This is a genomic window from Tenacibaculum sp. AWR4_210, from assembly GCF_056160945.1.
Genome location: NZ_JBSWYF010000004.1, coordinates 12,528 through 32,731, shown reverse-complemented (window position 1 = coordinate 32,731; position 20,204 = coordinate 12,528). Strand labels below are relative to the sequence as shown.

Annotated in this window: 23 protein-coding genes; 6 read left to right on the top strand and 17 right to left on the bottom strand. The window is 40.5% G+C overall.

Annotation, left to right across the window (positions count from 1 at the left end; all coding sequences use genetic code 11):
- Positions 1-88: 88 nt before the first annotated feature.
- Genes ACXAG7_RS08090 through ACXAG7_RS08080 form a run of 3 tightly spaced genes read right to left on the bottom strand, consistent with a single transcriptional unit; the run spans position 89 to position 2,411 of the window.
- The gene (locus ACXAG7_RS08090) at positions 89-1,123 is read right to left on the bottom strand and encodes a chorismate-binding protein (protein ID WP_476666552.1); all 1,035 of its coding nucleotides are present in this window, start codon (positions 1,121-1,123) and stop codon (positions 89-91) included.
- Complete coding sequence (locus ACXAG7_RS08085; RefSeq protein WP_408044801.1) at positions 1,120-1,974, bottom strand: alpha/beta fold hydrolase; 855 nt, start codon at positions 1,972-1,974, stop codon at positions 1,120-1,122. The genes ACXAG7_RS08090 and ACXAG7_RS08085 overlap by 4 nt, the downstream gene beginning before the upstream one ends.
- The gene (locus ACXAG7_RS08080) at positions 1,971-2,411 is read right to left on the bottom strand and encodes a PaaI family thioesterase (protein ID WP_408044800.1); all 441 of its coding nucleotides are present in this window, start codon (positions 2,409-2,411) and stop codon (positions 1,971-1,973) included. The genes ACXAG7_RS08085 and ACXAG7_RS08080 overlap by 4 nt, the downstream gene beginning before the upstream one ends.
- A 39-nt stretch (positions 2,412-2,450) precedes the next feature.
- Here ACXAG7_RS08080 and ACXAG7_RS08075 point away from each other — a divergent pair, with 39 nt between their 5' ends.
- The 3 genes from ACXAG7_RS08075 to ACXAG7_RS08065 are packed head-to-tail and all read left to right on the top strand — an operon-like array spanning position 2,451 to position 4,259.
- Positions 2,451-2,960: an IS1096 element passenger TnpR family protein gene (locus tag ACXAG7_RS08075; RefSeq protein ID WP_408044799.1), complete on the top strand. Its 510-nt coding sequence runs from the start codon at positions 2,451-2,453 to the stop codon at positions 2,958-2,960.
- Between the two features lie 5 nt (positions 2,961-2,965).
- Positions 2,966-3,586 carry an L-threonylcarbamoyladenylate synthase gene (locus ACXAG7_RS08070; RefSeq protein WP_408044798.1) on the top strand — a complete coding sequence of 207 codons (621 nt, stop codon included), beginning with the start codon at positions 2,966-2,968 and terminating at the stop codon, positions 3,584-3,586.
- A complete protein-coding gene (locus ACXAG7_RS08065; RefSeq protein ID WP_408044797.1) occupies positions 3,576-4,259 on the top strand; it encodes a hypothetical protein in 684 nt (227 codons plus the stop codon). The genes ACXAG7_RS08070 and ACXAG7_RS08065 overlap by 11 nt, the downstream gene beginning before the upstream one ends.
- Here the strand turns inward: ACXAG7_RS08065 and ACXAG7_RS08060 are convergent.
- Together ACXAG7_RS08060 and ACXAG7_RS08055 are read right to left on the bottom strand one after the other, a co-directional pair.
- A complete protein-coding gene (locus ACXAG7_RS08060; RefSeq protein WP_476666551.1) occupies positions 4,243-5,241 on the bottom strand; it encodes a glycosyltransferase family 2 protein in 999 nt (332 codons plus the stop codon). The genes ACXAG7_RS08065 and ACXAG7_RS08060 overlap by 17 nt on opposite strands.
- A 61-nt stretch (positions 5,242-5,302) precedes the next feature.
- Complete coding sequence (locus tag ACXAG7_RS08055; protein WP_408044795.1) at positions 5,303-5,755, bottom strand: type I restriction enzyme HsdR N-terminal domain-containing protein; 453 nt, start codon at positions 5,753-5,755, stop codon at positions 5,303-5,305.
- A gap of 55 nt (positions 5,756-5,810) precedes the next feature.
- Here ACXAG7_RS08055 and holA point away from each other — a divergent pair, with 55 nt between their 5' ends.
- The gene (gene holA / locus ACXAG7_RS08050; protein WP_476666550.1) at positions 5,811-6,815 is read left to right on the top strand and encodes a DNA polymerase III subunit delta; all 1,005 of its coding nucleotides are present in this window, start codon (positions 5,811-5,813) and stop codon (positions 6,813-6,815) included.
- Positions 6,816-6,851: 36 nt separating this feature from the next.
- On the opposite strand, the gene ACXAG7_RS08045 is transcribed toward holA, so the two are convergent.
- Positions 6,852-8,147, bottom strand: coding sequence for a phophatidylserine decarboxylase associated domain-containing protein (locus tag ACXAG7_RS08045; RefSeq protein ID WP_476666549.1), 1,296 nt, complete (start codon positions 8,145-8,147; stop codon positions 6,852-6,854).
- A gap of 195 nt (positions 8,148-8,342) precedes the next feature.
- Between ACXAG7_RS08045 and ACXAG7_RS08040 the strand changes: the two genes are divergently transcribed.
- Entirely contained in the window at positions 8,343-9,974 is a 1,632-nt protein-coding gene (locus ACXAG7_RS08040) for an ABC-F family ATP-binding cassette domain-containing protein (protein ID WP_408044792.1), read from the top strand.
- Positions 9,975-10,006: 32 nt separating this feature from the next.
- On the opposite strand, the gene ACXAG7_RS08035 is transcribed toward ACXAG7_RS08040, so the two are convergent.
- From ACXAG7_RS08035 to rlmH, 11 genes are all read right to left on the bottom strand, one after another.
- The gene (locus ACXAG7_RS08035) at positions 10,007-10,339 is read right to left on the bottom strand and encodes a hypothetical protein (RefSeq protein WP_408044791.1); all 333 of its coding nucleotides are present in this window, start codon (positions 10,337-10,339) and stop codon (positions 10,007-10,009) included.
- 16 nt (positions 10,340-10,355) lie between these two features.
- Entirely contained in the window at positions 10,356-10,811 is a 456-nt protein-coding gene (locus ACXAG7_RS08030; RefSeq protein WP_476666548.1) for a hypothetical protein, read from the bottom strand.
- A 157-nt stretch (positions 10,812-10,968) separates the two neighbouring features.
- Positions 10,969-11,850: a hypothetical protein gene (locus tag ACXAG7_RS08025; protein WP_476666547.1), complete on the bottom strand. Its 882-nt coding sequence runs from the start codon at positions 11,848-11,850 to the stop codon at positions 10,969-10,971.
- A 189-nt stretch (positions 11,851-12,039) separates the two neighbouring features.
- Entirely contained in the window at positions 12,040-12,684 is a 645-nt protein-coding gene (locus ACXAG7_RS08020) for an SGNH/GDSL hydrolase family protein (RefSeq protein ID WP_476666546.1), read from the bottom strand.
- A 74-nt stretch (positions 12,685-12,758) separates the two neighbouring features.
- On the bottom strand, positions 12,759-13,640 hold the full coding sequence (locus ACXAG7_RS08015) for a M90 family metallopeptidase (protein WP_476666545.1): 882 nt from the start codon (positions 13,638-13,640) through the stop codon (positions 12,759-12,761).
- 103 nt (positions 13,641-13,743) lie between these two features.
- Entirely contained in the window at positions 13,744-14,397 is a 654-nt protein-coding gene (locus tag ACXAG7_RS08010) for a hypothetical protein (RefSeq protein ID WP_408044786.1), read from the bottom strand.
- A gap of 192 nt (positions 14,398-14,589) precedes the next feature.
- A complete protein-coding gene (locus ACXAG7_RS08005; protein ID WP_408044785.1) occupies positions 14,590-15,624 on the bottom strand; it encodes a M28 family metallopeptidase in 1,035 nt (344 codons plus the stop codon).
- 65 nt (positions 15,625-15,689) lie between these two features.
- Positions 15,690-16,478, bottom strand: a complete 789-nt coding sequence (locus tag ACXAG7_RS08000) for an ABC transporter ATP-binding protein (RefSeq protein WP_408044784.1) — start codon at positions 16,476-16,478, stop codon at positions 15,690-15,692.
- 65 nt (positions 16,479-16,543) lie between these two features.
- The gene (locus ACXAG7_RS07995) at positions 16,544-17,518 is read right to left on the bottom strand and encodes a FecCD family ABC transporter permease (RefSeq protein ID WP_408045230.1); all 975 of its coding nucleotides are present in this window, start codon (positions 17,516-17,518) and stop codon (positions 16,544-16,546) included.
- 61 nt (positions 17,519-17,579) lie between these two features.
- Positions 17,580-18,155, bottom strand: a complete 576-nt coding sequence (locus ACXAG7_RS07990) for a non-canonical purine NTP diphosphatase (protein ID WP_476666544.1) — start codon at positions 18,153-18,155, stop codon at positions 17,580-17,582.
- A 17-nt stretch (positions 18,156-18,172) separates the two neighbouring features.
- Complete coding sequence (rlmH, locus tag ACXAG7_RS07985; RefSeq protein WP_408044782.1) at positions 18,173-18,646, bottom strand: 23S rRNA (pseudouridine(1915)-N(3))-methyltransferase RlmH; 474 nt, start codon at positions 18,644-18,646, stop codon at positions 18,173-18,175.
- A 103-nt stretch (positions 18,647-18,749) separates the two neighbouring features.
- On the opposite strand from rlmH, the gene ACXAG7_RS07980 reads away from it, so the two are divergent.
- Positions 18,750-20,132 (top strand): glycoside hydrolase family 99 protein, encoded by a 1,383-nt coding sequence (locus ACXAG7_RS07980; protein ID WP_476666543.1) that lies wholly within the window; start codon positions 18,750-18,752, stop codon positions 20,130-20,132.
- The last annotated feature ends 72 nt before the right edge of the window (positions 20,133-20,204 follow it).

Sequence of the window (20,204 nt, the reverse complement as noted above, 5' to 3'; positions counted from 1 at the left end):
ACACTATAAAAACCACCTAGCTTTAATCACTATGTGGTTTTTTTTGTTTTTACTTGATGATGTCACTTGAGTTACCCTATCCGGGAACTTACAATACTTGTTTCATCACTTTGGATTTCGCAACGGTTTCTTCCCATTCATTTTCGGGAATGCTGTCGACGGTGATACCTCCACCGATATACAAGGTGGCTTTAGAGGTTTCGAGCTCCATACAGCGCAAGTTGACAAAGAGTTCCGTTTGTTTTTCAATATCGACTTCTCCTAAGTATCCTGTATAATATTTTCGCGAATAGTTTTCGTGTTTGTTGATAAAGTCGAGTGCCGCTTCCTTGGGAAGGCCACATACCGCTGGTGTTGGGTGTAAGCGATTCACAAGCGTACTGAGCGCTCCTTCATAAGTTCCAGTAATCATCGTTTTTAAGTGAAGTAGGCTCCCTGCTTTTGCCGTGTGCAACGGCCCGCAGTGAAGATCTGGAGCAAGAGAACTTAATTGCTCGCAAATATACTCCGTTACCATTTGTTGTTCTTCAATTTCCTTGGCTCCCCATTCCACGTCTGTACTTCCTCGGTATACCTGAGTACCTGCAAGCGCCATGGTACGGAATTCCTTGTTGTTGACGGTTACTAGTGTTTCCGGAGTTGCTCCTGACCACAGTCCAATTTTAGGGTGGTACCACAAATAGGTAAAGGCATTCGGATAGCTGTGTAGGAGTCGTTCAAAGATGCTAAGCAGGGTTCCTTTGCGGAGTGAAACCACCTCACTTCTCGACAGTACAACCTTCTGAAATGCCCCTGATTCAATTGTCTCGACCGCTTTTTTAACAAGCTGTATGTGTTGTTGCGCTGCTGAGTTAAGGTCAGTAATTGTGCTAGGCTGAACGGTTACCTGTTGTGGATTAAAGTGTACCTCCTTACATATGGATTCCGCTAAGGGAATCAGAATAGGAGCCGTATTTTTTAAAAATGGAGCAAAAACGAATCCGCTTTCATTTAGTTCATCGCTGTAATACACCTGGTCATTCTGTTGTATGATCGCTTTCAGTCGGTCACTGCCTGCCTTGTTGTAAATTACAAAAGGACGCTGTTGTTGTAATGCGTTTTGTATGTCGTCAAATAAGGTCAATCTTTGAGCTTTAAGAGTTGTTGTTTAATAGGTTCAAATCGACTCCAAACTAAATCGTGCCCAGCATCGTGTAAAGGGATCAACTGAAAACGTGAGCTCGGTAGTTGTTTTTGTAAATAGGTCGAATTCTCCAAAGGGACTATCCAGTCGGAATTACCGTGCATGCTAATCACTTGATTCGGGGTTGAAGCCCACGTTTTTTCAAAGTTTTGCAAATCGGAACGATGTGATAGTTTTTCTTTGGAGGCTTCCTGCCATACTTTAGGAATCATCCATCGTGTCATTGGCCAGCGGTACAAGTTTACCATCCAAGGCATTGGTTCTACCGCACTGTACACCGCAGGAGCCAAAAGTACTACTTTTTTTAGCTTTTTACGAGTGGCAAGTGCAATGGGGCCGCCGTACGAATAACCTACGAGTATGGTATTGTCGTTGGGGAGTTGGTCTAAAATGCTATGGAGCATATCGCGTTCAAAGGCAATGCTCTCTTGTACCGGATGTGGATCGTTATAGTTGTAGCCGATTCGATCGTAGGAGAGCATGTTAAAATGCTCGGTCAGCGTACTGTCGTTCATATAGGCTTCAAAATTAGCACAAGACCCAATAGTCCCGTGTACAAAGACCAGTGTAGGTTTGGCGGGATTGAGGGCTGTTTTGAGTACGCGAAATGAAAAATCCTTAAAGTGCCATTTAGCGATGGTTAGTGGGGTGGGACTGGTTTGGAAAAGCTCCATCAAAGCCTTGTCAGAAGGCGGAGCTGAAAAACGTACAAATACCACGTATAGTGCAACGAGTAGGACCAGTAAGCTAATGCTGGCATAGCGAATTATTTTTGATAGTCGCTTTCTCATTTTTTGGGTAAAACGATATTTGTGAGTTTGGCTATGGAAATCAATCGGTCTTCCTCATCTACAATTTTAACTTCTAACAAATGGGTGGTTTTTCCGAGGTGAATAGGACGAGCAGTGGCATATACCATTCCTTCTTTTTTACTTTTGACATGGTTAATGCTGAGTTCGATTCCTTTGATCACTTGTGTTTTTGCGTCTGCAAATAGAAAGGCAGAGGCAGAACTTCCAACAGTTTCTGCGAGTGCTGCACTGGCGCCACCGTGAAGTAACCCAAAGGGTTGGTGTACGTTGGGGTTTACTGGCATGGATACTGTCATGTAGTCTTCGCCTATTGCGATAAACTCAATATCCAAGGTTTCCATGAGGGTATTTTTATTAAAACTGTTGAGTTTGTTTAATAATTGTTGTGAATCCATAAATACAAAAAGAAATTTCATTCAAAAATACGTATTTTTGTACCTATAAAAAACAACCTAATGTATAAAGTACGCGCTATATTAGATACGCAAGAAGACGTAATTAGAACTTTTGTTATCGATGAGAACAAATCCTTAGAGGACATGCATTTCGCTGCAGCCAAGGCCTTTGGATTTGACGGTCAGGAAATGGCTTCTTTTTACCGTACAGATGATGAGTGGAACCAAGGAGAAGAAATACCGTTGTTTAATATGGCTGAGGCAGGAGAAGGTCTTTCGATGGCAAACTGCTCAATCAAAGACACGTTGTTACGTGTGAATGACAAATTGATTTACGTGTATGATTTTTTGCACATGTGGACGTTTTACATCGAGTTAGTAGCCCTGCAAGCCGATGGTGATGACGGAGCAGTGGTGTTGTCTGTGGGAGAAATTCCAGGCGAGGCTCCGATGAAAGAGTTTAAGGCAGACGATTTAACGAAAGGTGATGACAAGGAGTTCGACGATGAGTTTGGAGATAATTTCACCGGTTTTGAGCGTCTTGACGATTTTGATTTTGACAATTATTAGTGAGTATGGGACAGTTTGTAAAGCTTTATAACGAAAATCCGAACCCGAAAGAAATTGATAAAATCGTCAAGGTTTTACAAAAAGGGGGCGTTATCATTTACCCGACAGATACCGTGTACGGACTGGGGTGCGATATTACCAATGCGAAAGCTTTGGAACGCGTGGCAAAATTAAAAGGAGTAAAGCTGGATAAAGCAAACTTTTCATTTGTTTGTAATGACTTGAGTCATTTATCGGATTACGTAAAACAAATAGATACTCCGACCTATAAGATATTAAAAAGAGCACTTCCAGGTCCCTATACTTTTGTATTGCCTGGAAGTAATAGCCTTCCCAAGACCTTTAAAAAGAGAAAGACCGTTGGGATTCGCGTGCCCGATAACAATATAGCGAGAAGCATCGTGGAAGCTCTCGGAAATCCTATAGTTTCTACATCGATTCACGATGAAGACGAAATTATAGAGTACACTACCGATCCTGAACTTATTTTTGAAAAGTGGCAGAACCTCGTTGACCTCGTGGTCGATGGCGGGTATGGAGATAATCACGCTTCGACTGTGATTGATTTGACAGCGGAGGAACCCGAAGTTATCAGAGAAGGTAAAGGAGATTTAGATGTTTTGTAATTGGTTGCCAAAGTTTCCTAATGACAGCGGTCCTATTTATCAGGAAACGCTCGAAGGGCGCTTGCCTGTTGAACCATTTAATACGTTTAGCAATTTAATTTTTATTGCCATTCTCATTTATTTTTTTCAGAAAATAGCAAAGCATCCTAAGCAGCATCCTTTTTTTCTGTTTGCAATTCCAGTTATTTTTATCAGTTGGATCGGTGGCACTATGTTTCACGGAACTAGAAGTCACGAGTTTTGGCTAGTGCTCGATTGGTTGCCTATCATGATCGTTTGCTTGGGAGGAATCCTTTATTTTATCGGAAAGATTACTCCGGTTTGGTGGCAACGTACTGGTTTGTTAGTAGCAATTTTAGTCGCCACAATACTTCCTCGATTTTTATCGTTGCCCGACTCGTTTCGAATTTCGTTCGGATATGTGATGACGGCCATTGCGGTCATAGCTCCCTTTTTGTATTACGCTTACTTAACAGCGTGGAAAAGGGTACATTATATTGGCTTGGGATTGGTGTTTTTTGCGCTCGCGATAGTTTTCAGAACTCTTGATTCACTTGTAGTGCTGCTGCCTATGGGAACGCATTGGTTGTGGCATACCTTTGGCGGCGTTGCCGTGTTCTTTTTACTCTTGTATATCTACAAGGATCGAGAGGCTCTTATTGCAAATTCTTAAACTTTTTTCTACCTGCAATAAAGTGTTGCCAAACCACAGAAGTACAGTGGTTATAATGAAGCTTTTTCTGTAGTTTTTTTCGCTTTCCTAAGAACTTCAAAAAATTAGCATAAAAACTAATATGCGCTTTTAAAATGGCCAAAGTGTGCACTGGACGCAGTTCCAAAGCAAATTTTAAACCAGCGACTCCATCGAGTATCAGTCGAGAAAAAACGACAAACAAAAACCAGCGTTTTGGCACGTTTTTGACCGTGTTTAATAAACTATTTCTAAAATTTAAAAAGGTCTTGTGAGGATTGCTTTCTTGCAAGGTTGCTCCACCCACATGATATACTGTTGAGCTTCCCACATAGCTCACTTTATACCCTTCGTTTTGCGCCCTCCAACAGAGGTCAATTTCTTCTTGATGGGCAAAGTAATCTTCATCAAAGCCTCCTAATTTGTGGTATACCTCCGATCGGATAAACAAACAGGCACCCGAGGCCCAAAATATATCGGCGGTATCATCGAATTGTCCGGTATCAGTTTCTAAAAAATTAAAAATTCGACCACGGCAGTACGGATAACCGAGTAAATCGATAAAGCCACCACCAGCTCCGGCATATTCAAATTTGGTTTTGTCTTTGTAATCCAGTAATTTGGGTTGGATGATCGCAGTTTCAGGTTGCTTTTTAAAGCAGTCTACTACAGGGGTTAACCAGTTTTCTGTTACCTCGATATCCGAGTTTAACAGGCAATAAATATCTGCCTCAATGTGCTGTAAAGCATCGTTATATCCTTTGGCATATCCTCCATTGGTCTCATTCTGAACAATTTTAACCGAAGGAAATTGCGTTTTGATATAGTCGATAGAAGTATCTGTAGAGGCGTTGTCAGCAACGTAGACTTCAGCTTCTTGTTCACTGTAGTTTACTACACTGGGTAAAAACTGTTCTAACAGTTTTCTTCCGTTCCAATTTAATATGACGATAGCTATTTTCAAGAGGCCAAAAATACAGTTTTAAGTTGATTTAAAGGTATAAGTATACGTTAATTTCTGGCCTTTAGACGCTGCGTTCGTATTCAGGGAGGTCTCTTAAAAAAACATAGCGTTCGTTTTCTTTGTCAAGGGTACAGTAATAGTGCTGTAAGCCATTCGTAACCACCAGCAATCGGGCGTTTAGTTTCATGTTGTACCTCGCAATTTGATCGAAGGTTGCCTGAGTGATGTTTACGGATGGGGCCTTGCATTCGACAATGATATCGGGTACTCCAAGGCGGGAGAATACTACGATATCCGTTCGCTTTTTTAAACCGTTTACTGTGAGTTGTTTTTCAATGGCAATTAAACTTACCGGGTATTTTTTTTGCGCTACTAAGTACTGTACATAGTGCTGCCGTACCCATTCTTCAGGAGTTAATACCAAGTATTTTTTTCTCAAACTATCGAAAATAAGCGTCTTATTTTCGTTACTTTTGAGCCTGAAATCACAGGGAGGTAAATTTAATTTTTGCATGGAGTAAAAATAGCAAAACTTTCCGAAGCTAAGGAGTAAATCGAGCACAAGGACAATGAATGAAGCAGTACAGCTAATTAAGGATATCCGCAGTGGAAATATAAAACCCATTTATTTTTTAATGGGTGAAGAGGCCTTTTACATCGATCAGATATCGGACTACATCGAAAAAAATGTCTTGGAAGAATCTGAAAAAGGGTTTAATCAGGTGGTGATGTACGGTAGAGATGTAACTATCGAAGAGATTGTTGCTTCTGCAAAGCGCTTTCCTATGATGGCAGAGCGTCAAGTACTCATTGTCAAAGAAGCACAGGATTTGAGTAGAACCATTGACAAAATAGAAGCCTACGCAGCACAACCCCAGCCTTCCACGGTACTCGTTTTTAACTACAAATACAAAAAGCTCGACAAACGTAAAAAAGCCTATAAGGCCATTGCTAAGAATGGGGTGATTTTTGAGAGTAAAAAACTATACGAAAATCAAGTGTCCGATTGGATTCGAAAACGCCTCGGTACCAAAGGATTTAATATAGAGCCTAAAGCAGCGCAAATGTTGGTTGAGTTTTTAGGTACTAACTTGAGTAAGATTAACAATGAGTTGGAAAAGTTGATTTCTATTTTGCCTGCAAAAACGATTATTACGCCTTCACATATCGAAGAAAATATTGGGATCTCGAAAGATTTTAACAATTTCGAGTTGCGCAAGGCTATTGGGCAACGCGATGTGGTTAAGGCAAATCGTATTATCAATTATTTCGCACAGAACCCAAAGAGCAATCCGATAGTGATGAGCATTTCGTTGCTCAACAGTTTTTTTACGCAGCTGTTGTTATATCACGGTTTACAAGACAAGTCAAAAGCGTCTGTAGCGAGGGCCTTAGGAGTAAATCCGTATTTTGTGGATGATTATGCGACCGCCGCCAGAAATTATCCAATGCGGAAGGTATCGCAAACCATTGCACTGCTTCGCGATGCTGATGTCAAGAGCAAGGGAGTAGGAGCCAACGCGCTCTCTCATGCCGACATTCTCAAAGAATTATTATTCAAAATCTTGCACTAATAGAGTAAAACGCCCCATTTTGGGGCGTTTTTGGTTTTATTTTACCGTGGCTAATTTTGAGCGTACTGGAATATTTTTAGAGTTCAATCCGGGTATTTGGTCGTGTAAGTCAAATTCTAACTGCACTTCCGGTCGGAAAATCAGGCAATGGGTAGAACCTCCGAAGTGAAACATGCCCAGTTGTTCGCCTTTTTCAATGCGCTGTCCTTGCTTAACAGTGATTTCGTTGGAAGAAACTTCTGCCATGCCCACCGACATAAAACACATCAGGCCAATCTTAGGATTGTCGGCTTCGATAAAAATTAAAGCACGTGTTGCTACCTCTGTTAAGTAGGCCTGCGATTGGTTAGGAGCGGCACTGTCTGGACCAGCAGGGTTGGCAAATCCTTCGTAGTAATCTTCCGAATAATAACTGCCGTCAATAATATAGGCTTTGAGCACTGTACCACTTACTGGACTGTTCCAACGGTGGTAACTCAAAGCACTCAAAAAAGCTTGATATACAGTTCCACCGATAAACTGTGAGGTATAGATATCGTCGGCGAGCATATCGCGCAAAGAATAGGGCTGCCCTTTAATCCAGAAGTTGGTTTTTTCAAGGACATCTCTCTCTAGGCGGAACGGAGCTGACTCACAGGCATTGACGATGATATCAGGATTGTCTTTTCCGGCTACAGGGCGAAGTCCCTCTTTAAAAGTTCGGGTAAAAAAATCGTCCCAAGATTGGAACCCGAAAGCATTTTGCACATCAGGAGAAGGGCAGTTAAAGATATCGGTAAAGGAAGCTCCATTTCCATAAGCAACGTCGCACATTTCTTTTAGGGCTTCATCGGAGAGCCAGCCTTGACTTGTAGTATTCAATACGTAGGTAGAATCCGAACTTTGTAAAAACGATTTCCAATAATTTAAAATGGCCTTGAATTTTTCATTGACCCTTTTATCCAAAAATGCGACGTATCCGGCAAGGGTTCCCATGGGCCAATCTAGGATAGCGTTGATAGGAAAGCCTACGAGCCCCGTGGTGTTGAATTCCGGAGCTTGTGTCATAATTGCATTGATTAACAGTAGCATGTGTTCGTAGTCACGTACTTGAGGAGCACCGGTGGGTGTTTGGTTGTATGGAGCTTTGTTGGGGATCTCGGTAAACATAGCTGTAAACAGGGTGCGGTAATAGTTGTTACTTTCGATAAGTTTTTTGAGGTCTTGAACAGGAGGAACCAACGATTGCGGGGTGCGATCTACGTAGTCAATGAGTTCAGTGAGCCAGTTTTCAAGAAATAGGGCATCTGATGGAAGCCATTCAGCAACGCGGTACTGGGTACTTGTAGCCATAGTTTTAAGTTTTAAAGTTTAATTAGTTACTAAAAGGTACGGCTATCGCTCGGATAATCCGAACCGTTTAACGTAATTTATATAATGATAAGAAGTTGTTGCTGATTTGTTTAGGTTGGAATGAAGTGTTTTGAAGCCCAGAGGATTGACCATACTACAACGGATTTTACTATTTTCGCACAAATTCTAATATATATGATATCTGTAGATCAGTTAACCGTGGAATTCAGCGGTAAAGCTTTGTTTAGCGATGTTTCTTTTGTCATCAATGAGAATGATAAGATTGCATTAATGGGAAAAAATGGTGCAGGAAAATCTACCATGATGAAAATTATTGCAGGCATTAACCAGGCTACTAAAGGAGGTGTACGTTGTCCGAAGGATACTGTTATCGCCTATTTACCGCAGCATTTGTTGTTGGAAGACGACTGTACTGTGAAGGAAGAAGCGGCAAAAGCCTTTTCGCGTATTTTTTCGATGAAGGAAGAAATGGAAGCCTTGAATAAGGAACTAGAAACGCGAACGGACTACGAATCAGAAGCATATATGAAGATCATAGAACGCGTTTCGGAGTTAGGGGAGGTGTACTATGCATTGGAAGAAGTTAACTACGAAGCTGAAGTAGAGAAGGCCTTAAAAGGACTGGGATTCAAGCAAACCGATTTAGACCGACCGACCTCTGAATTTAGTGGGGGATGGAGAATGCGTATCGAGTTGGCAAAAATTTTATTGCAGAAACCCGATTTAATTTTGTTGGATGAGCCAACTAACCACGTAGATATTGAATCTGTAATTTGGTTGGAGCAGTTTCTTAAAAACAAGGCGAAAGCAGTAGTCGTAATTTCTCATGATAAGGCTTTTGTTGATAATATTACCAACAGAACCATTGAGGTGAGTATGGGAACCATTTACGATTACAAAGCCAACTATACGCACTACTTAGAATTGAGAAAAGAACGCAGAGCTCATCAGTTAAAAGCCTACGAGGAACAGCAAAAGTTTATAGCGGAAACCAAATCGTTTATTGAACGTTTTAAAGGAACCTACTCAAAAACTAACCAGGTGGCTTCTCGTGAGCGCATGCTCGAAAAATTGGTGCCTATTGAAGTAGATGAAGTGGATAATTCGTCGTTAAAATTGCGTTTTCCACCGTCGCCGAGGTCTGGAGATTATCCGGTTAAAGTCGAAGAACTCTCGAAGCGCTACGGGGAATTGACCGTCTTTGAAGACGCTAGTTTTTCCATAGCAAGAGGAGAGAAAGTATCGTTTGTAGGACGTAATGGTGAAGGTAAATCAACCATGATTAAAGCGATTTTGGGAGAAATTGATTTTGAAGGACATTGCGAGTTGGGACACAACGCCAAAGTGGGGTATTTTGCACAAAACCAAGCGTCGTTGTTGGATCCGGAGTTAACCGTATTTCAAACGGTTGACGAAGTAGCGGAAGGTGATATCAGAACTCAGATCAAAAAGATATTAGGGCGTTTTATGTTCGGAGGAGAGGATATCGATAAAAAGGTCAAGGTTCTTTCAGGAGGAGAACGAACGCGTTTGGCAATGGTTAAGTTATTGCTAGAACCGGTAAATCTTTTGATATTGGATGAGCCTACTAACCACTTAGATATTCGTTCCAAAGACGTGATTAAAGAGGCTTTGATGCATTATGACGGTACCTTGATTTTAGTATCGCACGATCGTGACTTCTTGCAGGGGTTGAGTGAAAAAGTTTTTGAGTTTAAAGACAAACGAGTAATTGAGCATTTCGAAACCATTGATGCGTTTTTAGAGCGCAACAATATTCGAGCACTAAAAGAAATTGATTTATAAATAGAAAGCTAGGAAATATTTCCTAGCTTTTTTTATAAGATATCCCAACCAATGGCGGTGTTGACGGCCGTTTTGACGATGTCTAGTGCAGCATTAATGGCTGCTTCGACAGCTAAAAGCCCCAGCCCTTCAATGGTGAGCAATACGATGCGTACACTGCTTTTTTGAATTTCTAGATAATACGATGCTTGTTCTTTAGTAATGGTGCCTTCGCGTTGTAGTTTAACGATGAGTGCCAAATTTTCGGCTAGTGATTTGAACTGCTGTTCCGCAAAGGGAGCAGCGGCTTCCCAGTGTTCTTGAAGTTTGCCTTTGGCAGCTCCGATCATCTTGAGTAGTACATCGTTGACATTAATTGAATTCATAGGTGTTGTAGTTTGGTTATTTTTCTCCTCTTTTTAAAGCGAGTTGTAGTCGTATTATGGCGGTGAAAGCACTGTCAAAGGGCTGTTTAAGAGGGCGTATTTGCGCCGCGTTTAAGAAGCCTATTTTGTGCAATTTTTCTAGGTTGTCAACCATCGAAATGAGCTCTTTAATTTGGTCTTCAACAATGCGATTTTTATCGAGTGCCGCCGTTCTGAGTTTTAAGGTGTTTAAATCTACTTTGATGTCGTCAAAGGTTTCTACAAAGTTTTCATAGGCAGCTGCTGGTGTTCCGATGGTCCTGTCGAGAACGACAAAGTATTTGGTGACTTTTTCTTGTACACGAGTCACCGTTTTATCCGTAATTTCATCGTAATCACTGATAAGTCGGACTGTAGTGCAGCTCTGCAGTAAAATAAGGAATAGCGCAAGCAAGGCGCCGAACCTAGGGCGCGTAAGATTTTGAATTAGCATGGTTAGTTTTTTTAGTAGCCACCCCGTTGATTGGGGTCAATTTTTTACAAGGTTAAAGCTACAAATAATATTCGTATCACAAATGAGCATTAGGTTAAGAAGTAGTAACTACTGTATAGCCAAAAAAAGACCGACGTGAAGGTCGGTCTTTTTGGTATTACCATTGAGTTCTCATTTCCGTTCCAATTTCTATATATGTTGGACTGGTGTTTATACTTTTAAAATGCCCGTAACTCGTACCGCTGTCTAGCGAGTCAATTTTTATTTGAACCTCTTCGTATTGTGTCGTAAAAGCCAATCCTTGGTGTACTCCATCGGCAGTCCCTTTGTCAATAGTGACGTGCCAACAGGTCATTTTTTTATTTAAATGATGATTTTCAGACGGGTGTTGTCGGTGCTCTATAACCCGTGCTTGTATGGGAGTTTTAATAAAATAAGAACGCCATTTTTGTGGAATTCGCTTTAAATCTAAACTATCTGAATTTAGAGAAGTGGTTTGTATAATTCGCGTAAAATAAGCACCGCTGTCGTCGGGTTCTATACCTTGATTTACAAAGTTTGCAAAACGTTGAAAGTCATTTTTTTCATCGATATACGATTGCGTATTGAATTGTTCTGATAACAGGTATTCTTTGTGATTCCAGGCGAACTTTAGGTAGTTGGTATTTATTTTTGAACCTTCTTCATAGGGGAAGTAGGTACTTTTTACATGTTCTTTAGCATGTTCAGGGATTTTTTTAATGGCAATTTCTTTCGGGTATAATTGGAGTGAGGTGCTATCTTGATGATAGTCGCCAAAATACTCTTTGACGGTTGAGTTCCCGAGGGAGCCATTTAGGGTTTCAGTAAAAATAAACTCATTATTCGAAAAGAGCTCTAAGCTTTTACTGTAGTTGAGGTTTTTAAAATCGTACCGAACGGCGTTTTCTCTGTTTTGAATCCGCTCTCGTGATTTGTTGTGTGAATTTCCAATCGGTGCTTTCCAACTACAGGAATAACTGATTGTGAGTAGGGTAGTGATAAGAACTAATTTTTTCATTTGCTAGCGTACCCGTCTTCCGACGAGATAGATTTTTTAATGTGTTTATAACATTGACTCTTCAAAACCAGAACTGTAGCTAAACGGGTATTAGTTTAAGCTCAAATTTTATTGAGTCATAAATCGGGGGGATGAGGGATACAGTTACAAACTTACTAAAAAAAAGTTAGATGCCAGAAATTGTCGCCGTTAGCGCGTTTGAGAGGGCTCTCGGAAGGCTTTTATTAAGTAGTTAGCAATGATTTCTGCATTCATTTTAGCACCTTTAAGCGATGGGTGAAATCCATCTTTTCCGTAGAGCAGGTAATTGCTTTCTGTACGGATATAATCACGCCAATAACGCCCTACAGGAATGAGTAAAGCCTTGTTTTGCTTTGCAGCTGCTTCGTAATTGGCAATGACATTGTCTAAGCGATCCAGCTGATTTTTTGCAGGCCATACCATATAATAACACAGTGTCGTATTGGTAGTCGCACAGATTTTTTGCAGTTCTTCTCCTACTTTTATAAGGCTTTCTTTTCCGTATGGAGAAGAAGAAGGTCCTTGTTGAATGACCAAGAAATCGTACGAAGTTGTCTTTAAAAGTTGTTGAATCTTTCCTCCATTCAAATGATCGCGAATGGAAAAATCGGGATAGGCAATGCACGTTACTTCCATGCGGTACCCCTGCGAACGCGCTTTCCTCTTTACGAGTTTTGGTAGCTTGTGTTCATAGGTCAGGCTGTTCCCTACAAATAAGACATTGATTTTAGTTGCGGGTTGCGATTGTTTTTGCTGACTGAATCCATTTAGGTTCAGAACTAAAAGCAGTATGAAAGTAATTAACTTGTTCATAAAAGAGGAAAAAATAAGTGCTCGTAGAGCTTATCATTACTCTAAATTACAAAATAATCATGAACGGGAAAAGTTTAATTTTTTCCACAGCATTTTTTAAACTTTTTTCCGCTATTACAAGGACAGGGATCGTTACGGCCAACCTGTGTTTCACTGGGTAGGCGCAAGTTCATAGCGTCCATATCTTGTTTAAATATCAGTTCCATTTTTCGGTAAAGTGCTGGATGTTTTTTGGCCAGTAGTTTGGGGCGTTCGAAAAAGTATTCGCTGACCACAGAAAAGAATTCCGCCTGGTTGGTGCCTCCATAAGGATTGATATCTGAGTCGTTTCGGTAGATTTCATCCATTTTTTTGTTCATCAAGTCAATCCATGGAATGGTATATTGCCTACATAAGAGCACTTCGGGAATACCATCTACTTTACCGTCGAGTTTGTCGATGAGGTGCACAAATTCGTGAATTGCTGTATTGTGTTTGTCGGTTTCGTTGACAAAGCCCAAATGCAGTGCTTTTTTTGACAAAATCATCTTTCCTTCTAGGTAGCCAGTTCCCACCATACCTAGTACGTTTCTGCCTTCGCCAGTGCGCTCAAAATCTTTGCTAAAACTACAGGGGTACAAAATAACTTCTTGAATGTTAGGATAGCGCCATTCTGGAAAGTTAAAAATAGGGATGATGGCACTGGAAGCCACTAAAAGACGATCCGTAGTGTCTACGGAAGTATCTACGCCAATAATAGCACAGTTCAATAAAAACTCGTGTGTTTTGTATTCGAATAAGGTTTTTTGCTCGTTGCCTAGTGCATTGTAAAATGCGACATGATTGCTTAAAATTTGTTTCCACTCGTCAGGAAAGTCTGTGTTTGGAGTTTTCCATGGCTCGTTTTTCGCTCCTTTCTTTCTTCGAACGAAGTAAAAACTTATAAGGGCGACGACTATGGTAGAGGTGATGAGCATAAATTAAAAAAGAACCTAAAATAGGGAGGTTGCTGTTAAGTAGGTTGTGAAAATACAGGAAATAAAATACCCCTACAAGTAATAGCTTATAGGGGTAGATTTTTTAAGAACGTTCACTTAATTGTTGTACTTCTTCTTGTGAAAAAGTACGGAAAGCGAATTTATATCCTTCATAAGCTGCAATTCCGTAGAAAAGCAAATCAATAGGACTGAATGATTCTTTCATAATAGGTATCAGCTGTTCGTAGTTGAACATCATCAGTACGTTAAAAAAGCTGATGCTTTCCTGATTGGCTACAAATCCTAAAATGCTAAATACGTTCCCTAATAAACAGCTCATTAACGCAATGACTGCACCAGCAATACCGAAATGTTGACCAAGTCCTTTTCCGGTGTAACGCATGCTAATTCCTACTAGGGCTCCTACTGCGATGGCCATATAGCCAATTTGATATTCTGTGGTTACGGTAATTGCGGCCCAAATAGCCGCTCCGATAAGTCCAGCGAGTACCCCTGAAAAAACTGCTTTGAGAAAGTTTTGCTCGCTTTTTATTTGATCTGCCACACGTGGAGATAGTTTGTTAAGGAACTCGTCAAAACTCAAAGGTTCATCCTCTTCGTTAGCTGAGGTAGACCTCGTTGTAACTTCCTCAGCGCTCTCTGCTGGATTTTCAACGGTTGCTGTATCCGTAGTTGCCATAGGGGTGTTCTCTGCAGCCTGATTTTCTTCCAAGGCCAAATCTTCTTTTCTTGTCATAATGTATAGGTTGTTGATGATTGCAATTTTCATGCAAAGCAAATAGGGATAACTTCCTCAGCAAAAAGGTGAAGGTATTTCCATAGCAATGCAATTTCAGGGCAAATATACACATTTATTGAAAATAAAAAACTCACCTACAATGAGGTGAGTTTTTTATAAACGATTAATTTAAATAGTCAATTGCTATTATTATTTTGCTTTATCAGCAACGATACGCTTGTCGCGATTGGCTACTTCCCAGGCTGTATGGAATACTAAACGCGTTCTGTTTTCAAGTAATTGATAGTTGATTTTATCTGGCGTATCTGAAGGCTGATGGTAGTCAGCATGTGTTCCGTTAAAGTAAAAAATAATAGGAATATTGTGTTTTGCAAAGTTGTAGTGATCCGAGCGATAGTAAAATCTGTTCGGGTCATTTTCGTCGTTGTATTTATAATCCAAGTCAATTTTTGTGTACTTGGTATTGATGGCTTCTGAAATGTTGTGGAGTTCTGTACTCAATTTATCAGAGCCAATTAGATATACGTAATTAGGATTTCCTTTATGACGATCATCAACACGACCGATCATATCGATATTTAAATCGGTAACGGTATTTTTTAAAGGAAATATTGGATTTTCTGTGTAGTATTTTGAACCGAGTAGCCCTTTTTCTTCTCCAGTAACGTGAAGAAAGAGTATCGAACGCTTAGGACCTCTACCTGCTTCCACCGCTTTTTTAAAGGCTTCAGCAATTTCCAGGATGGCAACAGTTCCTGAACCGTCATCGTCTGCTCCGTTGTAGATTTCTCCATTTTTAACACCTTCGTGATCTAAATGTGCTGAGATCACGACAATTTCATCTGGCTTTTCAGTTCCCTTGATATAAGCCACTACGTTTTCTGAGTCTTTAAGGCTACGTCCTCTTCTGTTATTACTCAAATATTCAGAAGGAACTTCCTGGAAATAATCGTCACCTCCTAAAGGAGATGCAATTCCTTGACTCTTATAGAAGTCTTTTAGGTAATTGACCGCTTTTTTTTGTCCAGGCTCACCGGTATCTCTTCCTTCAAATTCGTCAGAAGCATACACAAATAAGTGTTTACCTAGATCTTTGGCGGTAATACTCTTAGCAAATTTCTCGGCGTAGTCTACCGATGCGTCCGGCTCTATTCCCGTAGTTTCCTTACTAGAACCACAGGCAATTAAGGCAGCCGTACTTGCTAAATACAGTAATTTTCTCATTAATACTTTTTTAATGTTTTGGGTTGATTAGTTGTTGACGTACTCAGCGGTACAATTGGTCAAATTTAGGTTTTCTTTATAACGAATTGTTCTAATGTTTTGTTAAAACTTATTAAGTCTTTTGGGAACAAACTGTCAAAGGCATTGGTTTCAATGAGTTGCTTGGCGGTACCACTGTGAAGCTGTCCTCCTTCGGTGAGGAGTAAGCAACTGTCAGCTAATTGAATGGCTAGGTTGACTTCGTGCGTGGAGATAAGTATGGTTTTATTGGTAGTTTTCACCAGGTCTTTAAGCAGAGAAAAAACTTTGTAGGTATGGTGGATGTCCAAATGAGCTGTTGGTTCATCGAGAATAATGAGCTCCGTATCTTGCGCCAACGCGCGCGCAATGAGAACGCGTTGTAATTGTCCATCACTCAATTCGTAAAATCGTTTGTTTTTTAGCTGCGAGATTTCGGTCTTCTCTAAGGCCCAAAGAATTTTCTTTAAATGCTCGTTGTTTAAATTATCGAGCCAGTTGGTATAGGGTTGTCGTCCAAGAGCAACGAGTTCAAAAACGGTGAGTTGACTGGGAGGAAGGCGTTCTGTCAGTACCAGACTGAGCATCGTAGCTAACTCCTGATCGTGAATGGCTTCGAGGGGTTTTCCTTTGAGCTGTACCGTTCCTTGCAGCGGAGCCTGCACTTTAGAGAGCGTTCTGAGTAAGGTAGATTTACCAATTCCATTTTTTCCCAGCAAGACAATAAATTGTCCACTGCCCAGCGAAAAATTGAGTTCAGAAGCCACTTTGTGTACCTGCTTTTTAGAGCGGTAACCAATGGTTAGGTCTATGGCATTCACGACAGCTGTTGACATCTTATTCATTCTTGCTATGGGTAATTATACCGCGAAGGTACGTGTAAATTGATGGAATTTAGCAGTTAGACATACATCTTTTTCTTTCGGAGTAGTAGCCATATAACCACGGGAGCACCGAAAAGAGAAGTAATTGCATTAATAGGTAGTACAAAAGCACTGTTAGGTAATTGGGCAATCGTATCGCAAATAAGTAATACCAATGCACCGAGTATGCTCACAGCTGGAAGTAGCACTTTGTGGTTAGAACTCGTGAACAACAGTTTGGCAATATGCGGCACTGCGAGCCCAACGAAGGCAATAGGGCCGGCAAAAGCAGTGATAACTCCAGTGAGCAAACTGGTTATTAGTAAAATGATATTTCTGCTTTTTTTGATGTTGATTCCGAGGCTCTTTGCATAGTACTCTCCGAGTAAAAAGCTATTCAGTGGTTTGATAACGCTGAAGGTTCCTATCATTGCCAAGCTGTAGATGCCAAAAAATACGCCGAGTTCTTTCCAACTTAGGTTTCCTAAACTTCCAAAACTCCAAAATTGGTATTGTTGAATTTCTGTAGCTTCACTAAAATAGGTAAGGATGCTAATAATCGATGAGGTAAGGGAGCCAAACATCAAACCGATAATTAAGATAGACATGGTATTGCGGACTCTATTAGCTGCTAAAATGACTCCTGATAAGACGAGGAATGAACCGGCACTTGCAGCCATAGCTAAAGAGCTGTTTTGAAAGATATGGGTACTAAAAAGCCCACCGAAAAGTCCAGATCCTAGTATAAAGAGCGCTACTCCAAGGCTAGCCCCTGATGAAATTCCCAGGACAAATGGGCCTGCCAGTGGATTTCTAAAAAGCGTTTGCATCAGCAATCCGCTTACGGCGAGTCCGGAGCCTACCATAAGAGCGGTAAGGGCTTTGGGCAATCGGTAGTTCCAAATGATGACTTCCCAACTGCGCTTGCTGACTTCTTGTCCTGTAAGGGCAGCGAAGATATCGTCAAACGGGATGCGGACCGATCCAATACTGATATTTAGCATTAACAGCATCAGTAAGGCGATGACCAGTACCAAAAAATACCATCGATATGTTGTTTTTGTAAGCACTAGACTACAAGGCTTTTAAAAAATTCACCAATTTCTGTATGGCTAAACCTCGATGACTGATGGCGTTCTTTTCTGCCGCAGTCATGTTAGCAAAAGAACGCGGATGTCCTGTGGGTTTAAAAATAGGATCGTAGCCAAAGCCTTTCGCTCCTTCGCGTTCTGTAAGTATTTCACCGGTACAAACACCTTCAAAAAGGAATTGCTCTCCGTTTAAATTGAGGCAAATAGCCGTTCTGAATTGTGCGGCTCTAGTACTAGCGTTGTCCAATGCATGGAGTAGTTTGTCCATATTGTTATCGGCATTACTAGGTTCTCCTGCATAACGAGCAGAATAGACCCCTGGGGCACCGTTTAAGGCTTCTACCTCTAGACCTGTATCATCAGCAAAACAGTTGTATCCGTAGGTTTCCGTGATGTGATTGGCTTTAATTTGTGCGTTGCCCTCCAAGGTAGTCGCTGTCTCTGGAATATCTTCGTAACAACCAATGTCCTTTAGTGACACTAATTCAATACTGTCAGGAAGCATTTGCTGTACTTCAGCCAGTTTGTTAAGATTGTTGGTAGCGAAAACGAGTTTCATAATAAGTAGGGTTTATATTATTCGTGATGATAAGGTTCGTTGCGTAAAATGGTAAATCCGCGGTACAATTGTTCGGTGATAAACAGGCGAATCATCTGATGTGAAAAGGTCATTTTTGACAGTGATAACTTACCATTGGCACGTTTGTAAACGGCTTCGGAAAATCCGTAAGGACCTCCTATGACTAAAACAAACTGCTTGATTCCTGCATTCATTTTTTTCTGTAAAAAATTAGCGAATTCTATGGAAGTATAGTGTTTCCCTTTATCGTCTAACAAGCAGAGAACATCGGAGTTTTGCAGTTTGGATAAAATGAGTTCTCCCTCTTTTTCCTTTTGTTGGTCTTCTCGTAAATTTTTTACGTTTTTGATGTCCGGGATAATTTCTAGTTCGAATTTGATATAATGCTGCAGCCTTTTTTGGTATTCTTCAATCAATTGTGCCAATTGCTTGCTGTCTGTTTTTCCTATGGCTAGTAATTTAATCTTCATATCGTGTTCTTATGACTGCAAAATTACCATAAAATTAGGGATTTAACCTGAGTGGTCTTGGTACTTTTTTTGGTAGATTTAAGTAGTTGTAAAACAGTGTATTATGAAAAAAGTGAAAGTAAATTTTTTAATTGTAGGAGTCTTGGTCTCCTTTTGTTTAGCTTGTCAAGAAGATGTGGAAATTGAACCTGTCAGCAGTCCGTTAAAAACAACTGCTAACAAAGTAGCCCCTCATGAACTTTGGAGTTCGGAAATAAAACTTGCTGATTGGGAACAAATTATACAAGAAGAAGAACGCTTTGATGAACGGAACACGGAAGTTAGTATTTTCCGTAAGGTCACAAAACAAGGGAAGCCACTTTTTGTACATTATATGCCTTGGTTTAGAAGTTTAGAGTACGATGGTGCTTGGGGGCAACACTGGACCATGACGAATAGAAATCCAGATATTGTTGATGCTTCAGGAAAACGACAAATAGCCTCTCATTATTACCCTTTGATAGGTCCGTATGCTACTAGAGATAAAGACCTGCAACAATATCATATACTCTTAATGCAGCTCAGCGGGGTAGAAGGGGTTATTTTTGATTGGTATGGCATGCGTGATATTCTAGATTTTGATCAAATCAAGCAAGGAGTGGAGTCCTTTATTTTGGAATTGGAAAAAACACCGTTGCAGTTCTGTGTGATGTATGAAGATCGCGTTATTAAGGAACAGGAACGACGATTGACAGCGTTACAGGTACAGCAAGCTAGGAATGACTTGGCGTATATTGAAAATCAGTATTTTGCGCATCCCAATTATTATAAATGTGTAGATAAGAATTTGTTTATGGTGTTTGGACCGGCCTATATCGATGACAAAGCGGATTGGGATTTGATTTTGAGTGCTATCAACAGCCCTGTTGATTTTTTGAGTTTATGGGGTTCCAGAGCAACCATTGGTGCAGAAAATGCATCGGGTGAATTTGCTTGGATTGACAAGGATCACTTGTTAACCTTAAACGGATATTACAATTATGTGATTGACTTTTCGACAAATGTCGTTGGAGGGGTAGCCTATCCGCGTTTCAACGACTATTATGTGGAGGGAGGATGGAAGGCTCCGTCACCCGATGAATGGACCATTGCAGACGGCGGAATTACCGCGTTTGACGCTTCTTTACAGGCTTCTATAGCACAACCTGTTGATTTTTTGCAAATTGCTACTTGGAATGACTTCGGAGAAGGTACCCAGATAGAGCCCACCTTAGAGCATGGGATGTTGTATTTGACCTATCTTCAAAACTATACCAACGTGCCTTATAATGAAGAAGATTTGATGGTGGCCTACTATATTTACACCTTGAAAAAGCAATTCCCCAATAATCGTTCGGTACGTCGAATGATGAATTTTGCTTATCAAAGGGCCATCAAAGGGAATTTGTCACGAGCCAAGTATTTAATTGTAGCTACGATTGAAAGGAACGGAGGTACATTTTTGTAAAAGTGAACTATCTTTTGATATAATTAGACAATTCTTGATGAAAAACTTATTTTTACATCAAGAATACGAACT

Coding starts and splice junctions, on each gene's coding strand:
- ACXAG7_RS08085 (WP_408044801.1), bottom strand. CDS start 1,974: ATGAGAAAGCGACTATCAAAAATAATTCGCTATGCCAGCATTAGCTTA.
- ACXAG7_RS08080 (WP_408044800.1), bottom strand. CDS start 2,411: ATGAAATTTCTTTTTGTATTTATGGATTCACAACAATTATTAAACAAA.
- ACXAG7_RS08075 (WP_408044799.1), top strand. CDS start 2,451: ATGTATAAAGTACGCGCTATATTAGATACGCAAGAAGACGTAATTAGA.
- ACXAG7_RS08070 (WP_408044798.1), top strand. CDS start 2,966: ATGGGACAGTTTGTAAAGCTTTATAACGAAAATCCGAACCCGAAAGAA.
- ACXAG7_RS08065 (WP_408044797.1), top strand. CDS start 3,576: ATGTTTTGTAATTGGTTGCCAAAGTTTCCTAATGACAGCGGTCCTATT.
- ACXAG7_RS08055 (WP_408044795.1), bottom strand. CDS start 5,755: ATGCAAAAATTAAATTTACCTCCCTGTGATTTCAGGCTCAAAAGTAAC.
- holA (WP_476666550.1), top strand. CDS start 5,811: ATGAATGAAGCAGTACAGCTAATTAAGGATATCCGCAGTGGAAATATA.
- ACXAG7_RS08045 (WP_476666549.1), bottom strand. CDS start 8,147: ATGGCTACAAGTACCCAGTACCGCGTTGCTGAATGGCTTCCATCAGAT.
- ACXAG7_RS08040 (WP_408044792.1), top strand. CDS start 8,343: ATGATATCTGTAGATCAGTTAACCGTGGAATTCAGCGGTAAAGCTTTG.
- ACXAG7_RS08035 (WP_408044791.1), bottom strand. CDS start 10,339: ATGAATTCAATTAATGTCAACGATGTACTACTCAAGATGATCGGAGCT.
- ACXAG7_RS08030 (WP_476666548.1), bottom strand. CDS start 10,811: ATGCTAATTCAAAATCTTACGCGCCCTAGGTTCGGCGCCTTGCTTGCG.
- ACXAG7_RS08025 (WP_476666547.1), bottom strand. CDS start 11,850: ATGAAAAAATTAGTTCTTATCACTACCCTACTCACAATCAGTTATTCC.
- ACXAG7_RS08020 (WP_476666546.1), bottom strand. CDS start 12,684: ATGAACAAGTTAATTACTTTCATACTGCTTTTAGTTCTGAACCTAAAT.
- ACXAG7_RS08015 (WP_476666545.1), bottom strand. CDS start 13,640: ATGCTCATCACCTCTACCATAGTCGTCGCCCTTATAAGTTTTTACTTC.
- ACXAG7_RS08010 (WP_408044786.1), bottom strand. CDS start 14,397: ATGACAAGAAAAGAAGATTTGGCCTTGGAAGAAAATCAGGCTGCAGAG.
- ACXAG7_RS08005 (WP_408044785.1), bottom strand. CDS start 15,624: ATGAGAAAATTACTGTATTTAGCAAGTACGGCTGCCTTAATTGCCTGT.
- ACXAG7_RS08000 (WP_408044784.1), bottom strand. CDS start 16,478: ATGTCAACAGCTGTCGTGAATGCCATAGACCTAACCATTGGTTACCGC.
- ACXAG7_RS07995 (WP_408045230.1), bottom strand. CDS start 17,518: ATGCTGTTAATGCTAAATATCAGTATTGGATCGGTCCGCATCCCGTTT.
- ACXAG7_RS07990 (WP_476666544.1), bottom strand. CDS start 18,155: ATGAAACTCGTTTTCGCTACCAACAATCTTAACAAACTGGCTGAAGTA.
- rlmH (WP_408044782.1), bottom strand. CDS start 18,646: ATGAAGATTAAATTACTAGCCATAGGAAAAACAGACAGCAAGCAATTG.
- ACXAG7_RS07980 (WP_476666543.1), top strand. CDS start 18,750: ATGAAAAAAGTGAAAGTAAATTTTTTAATTGTAGGAGTCTTGGTCTCC.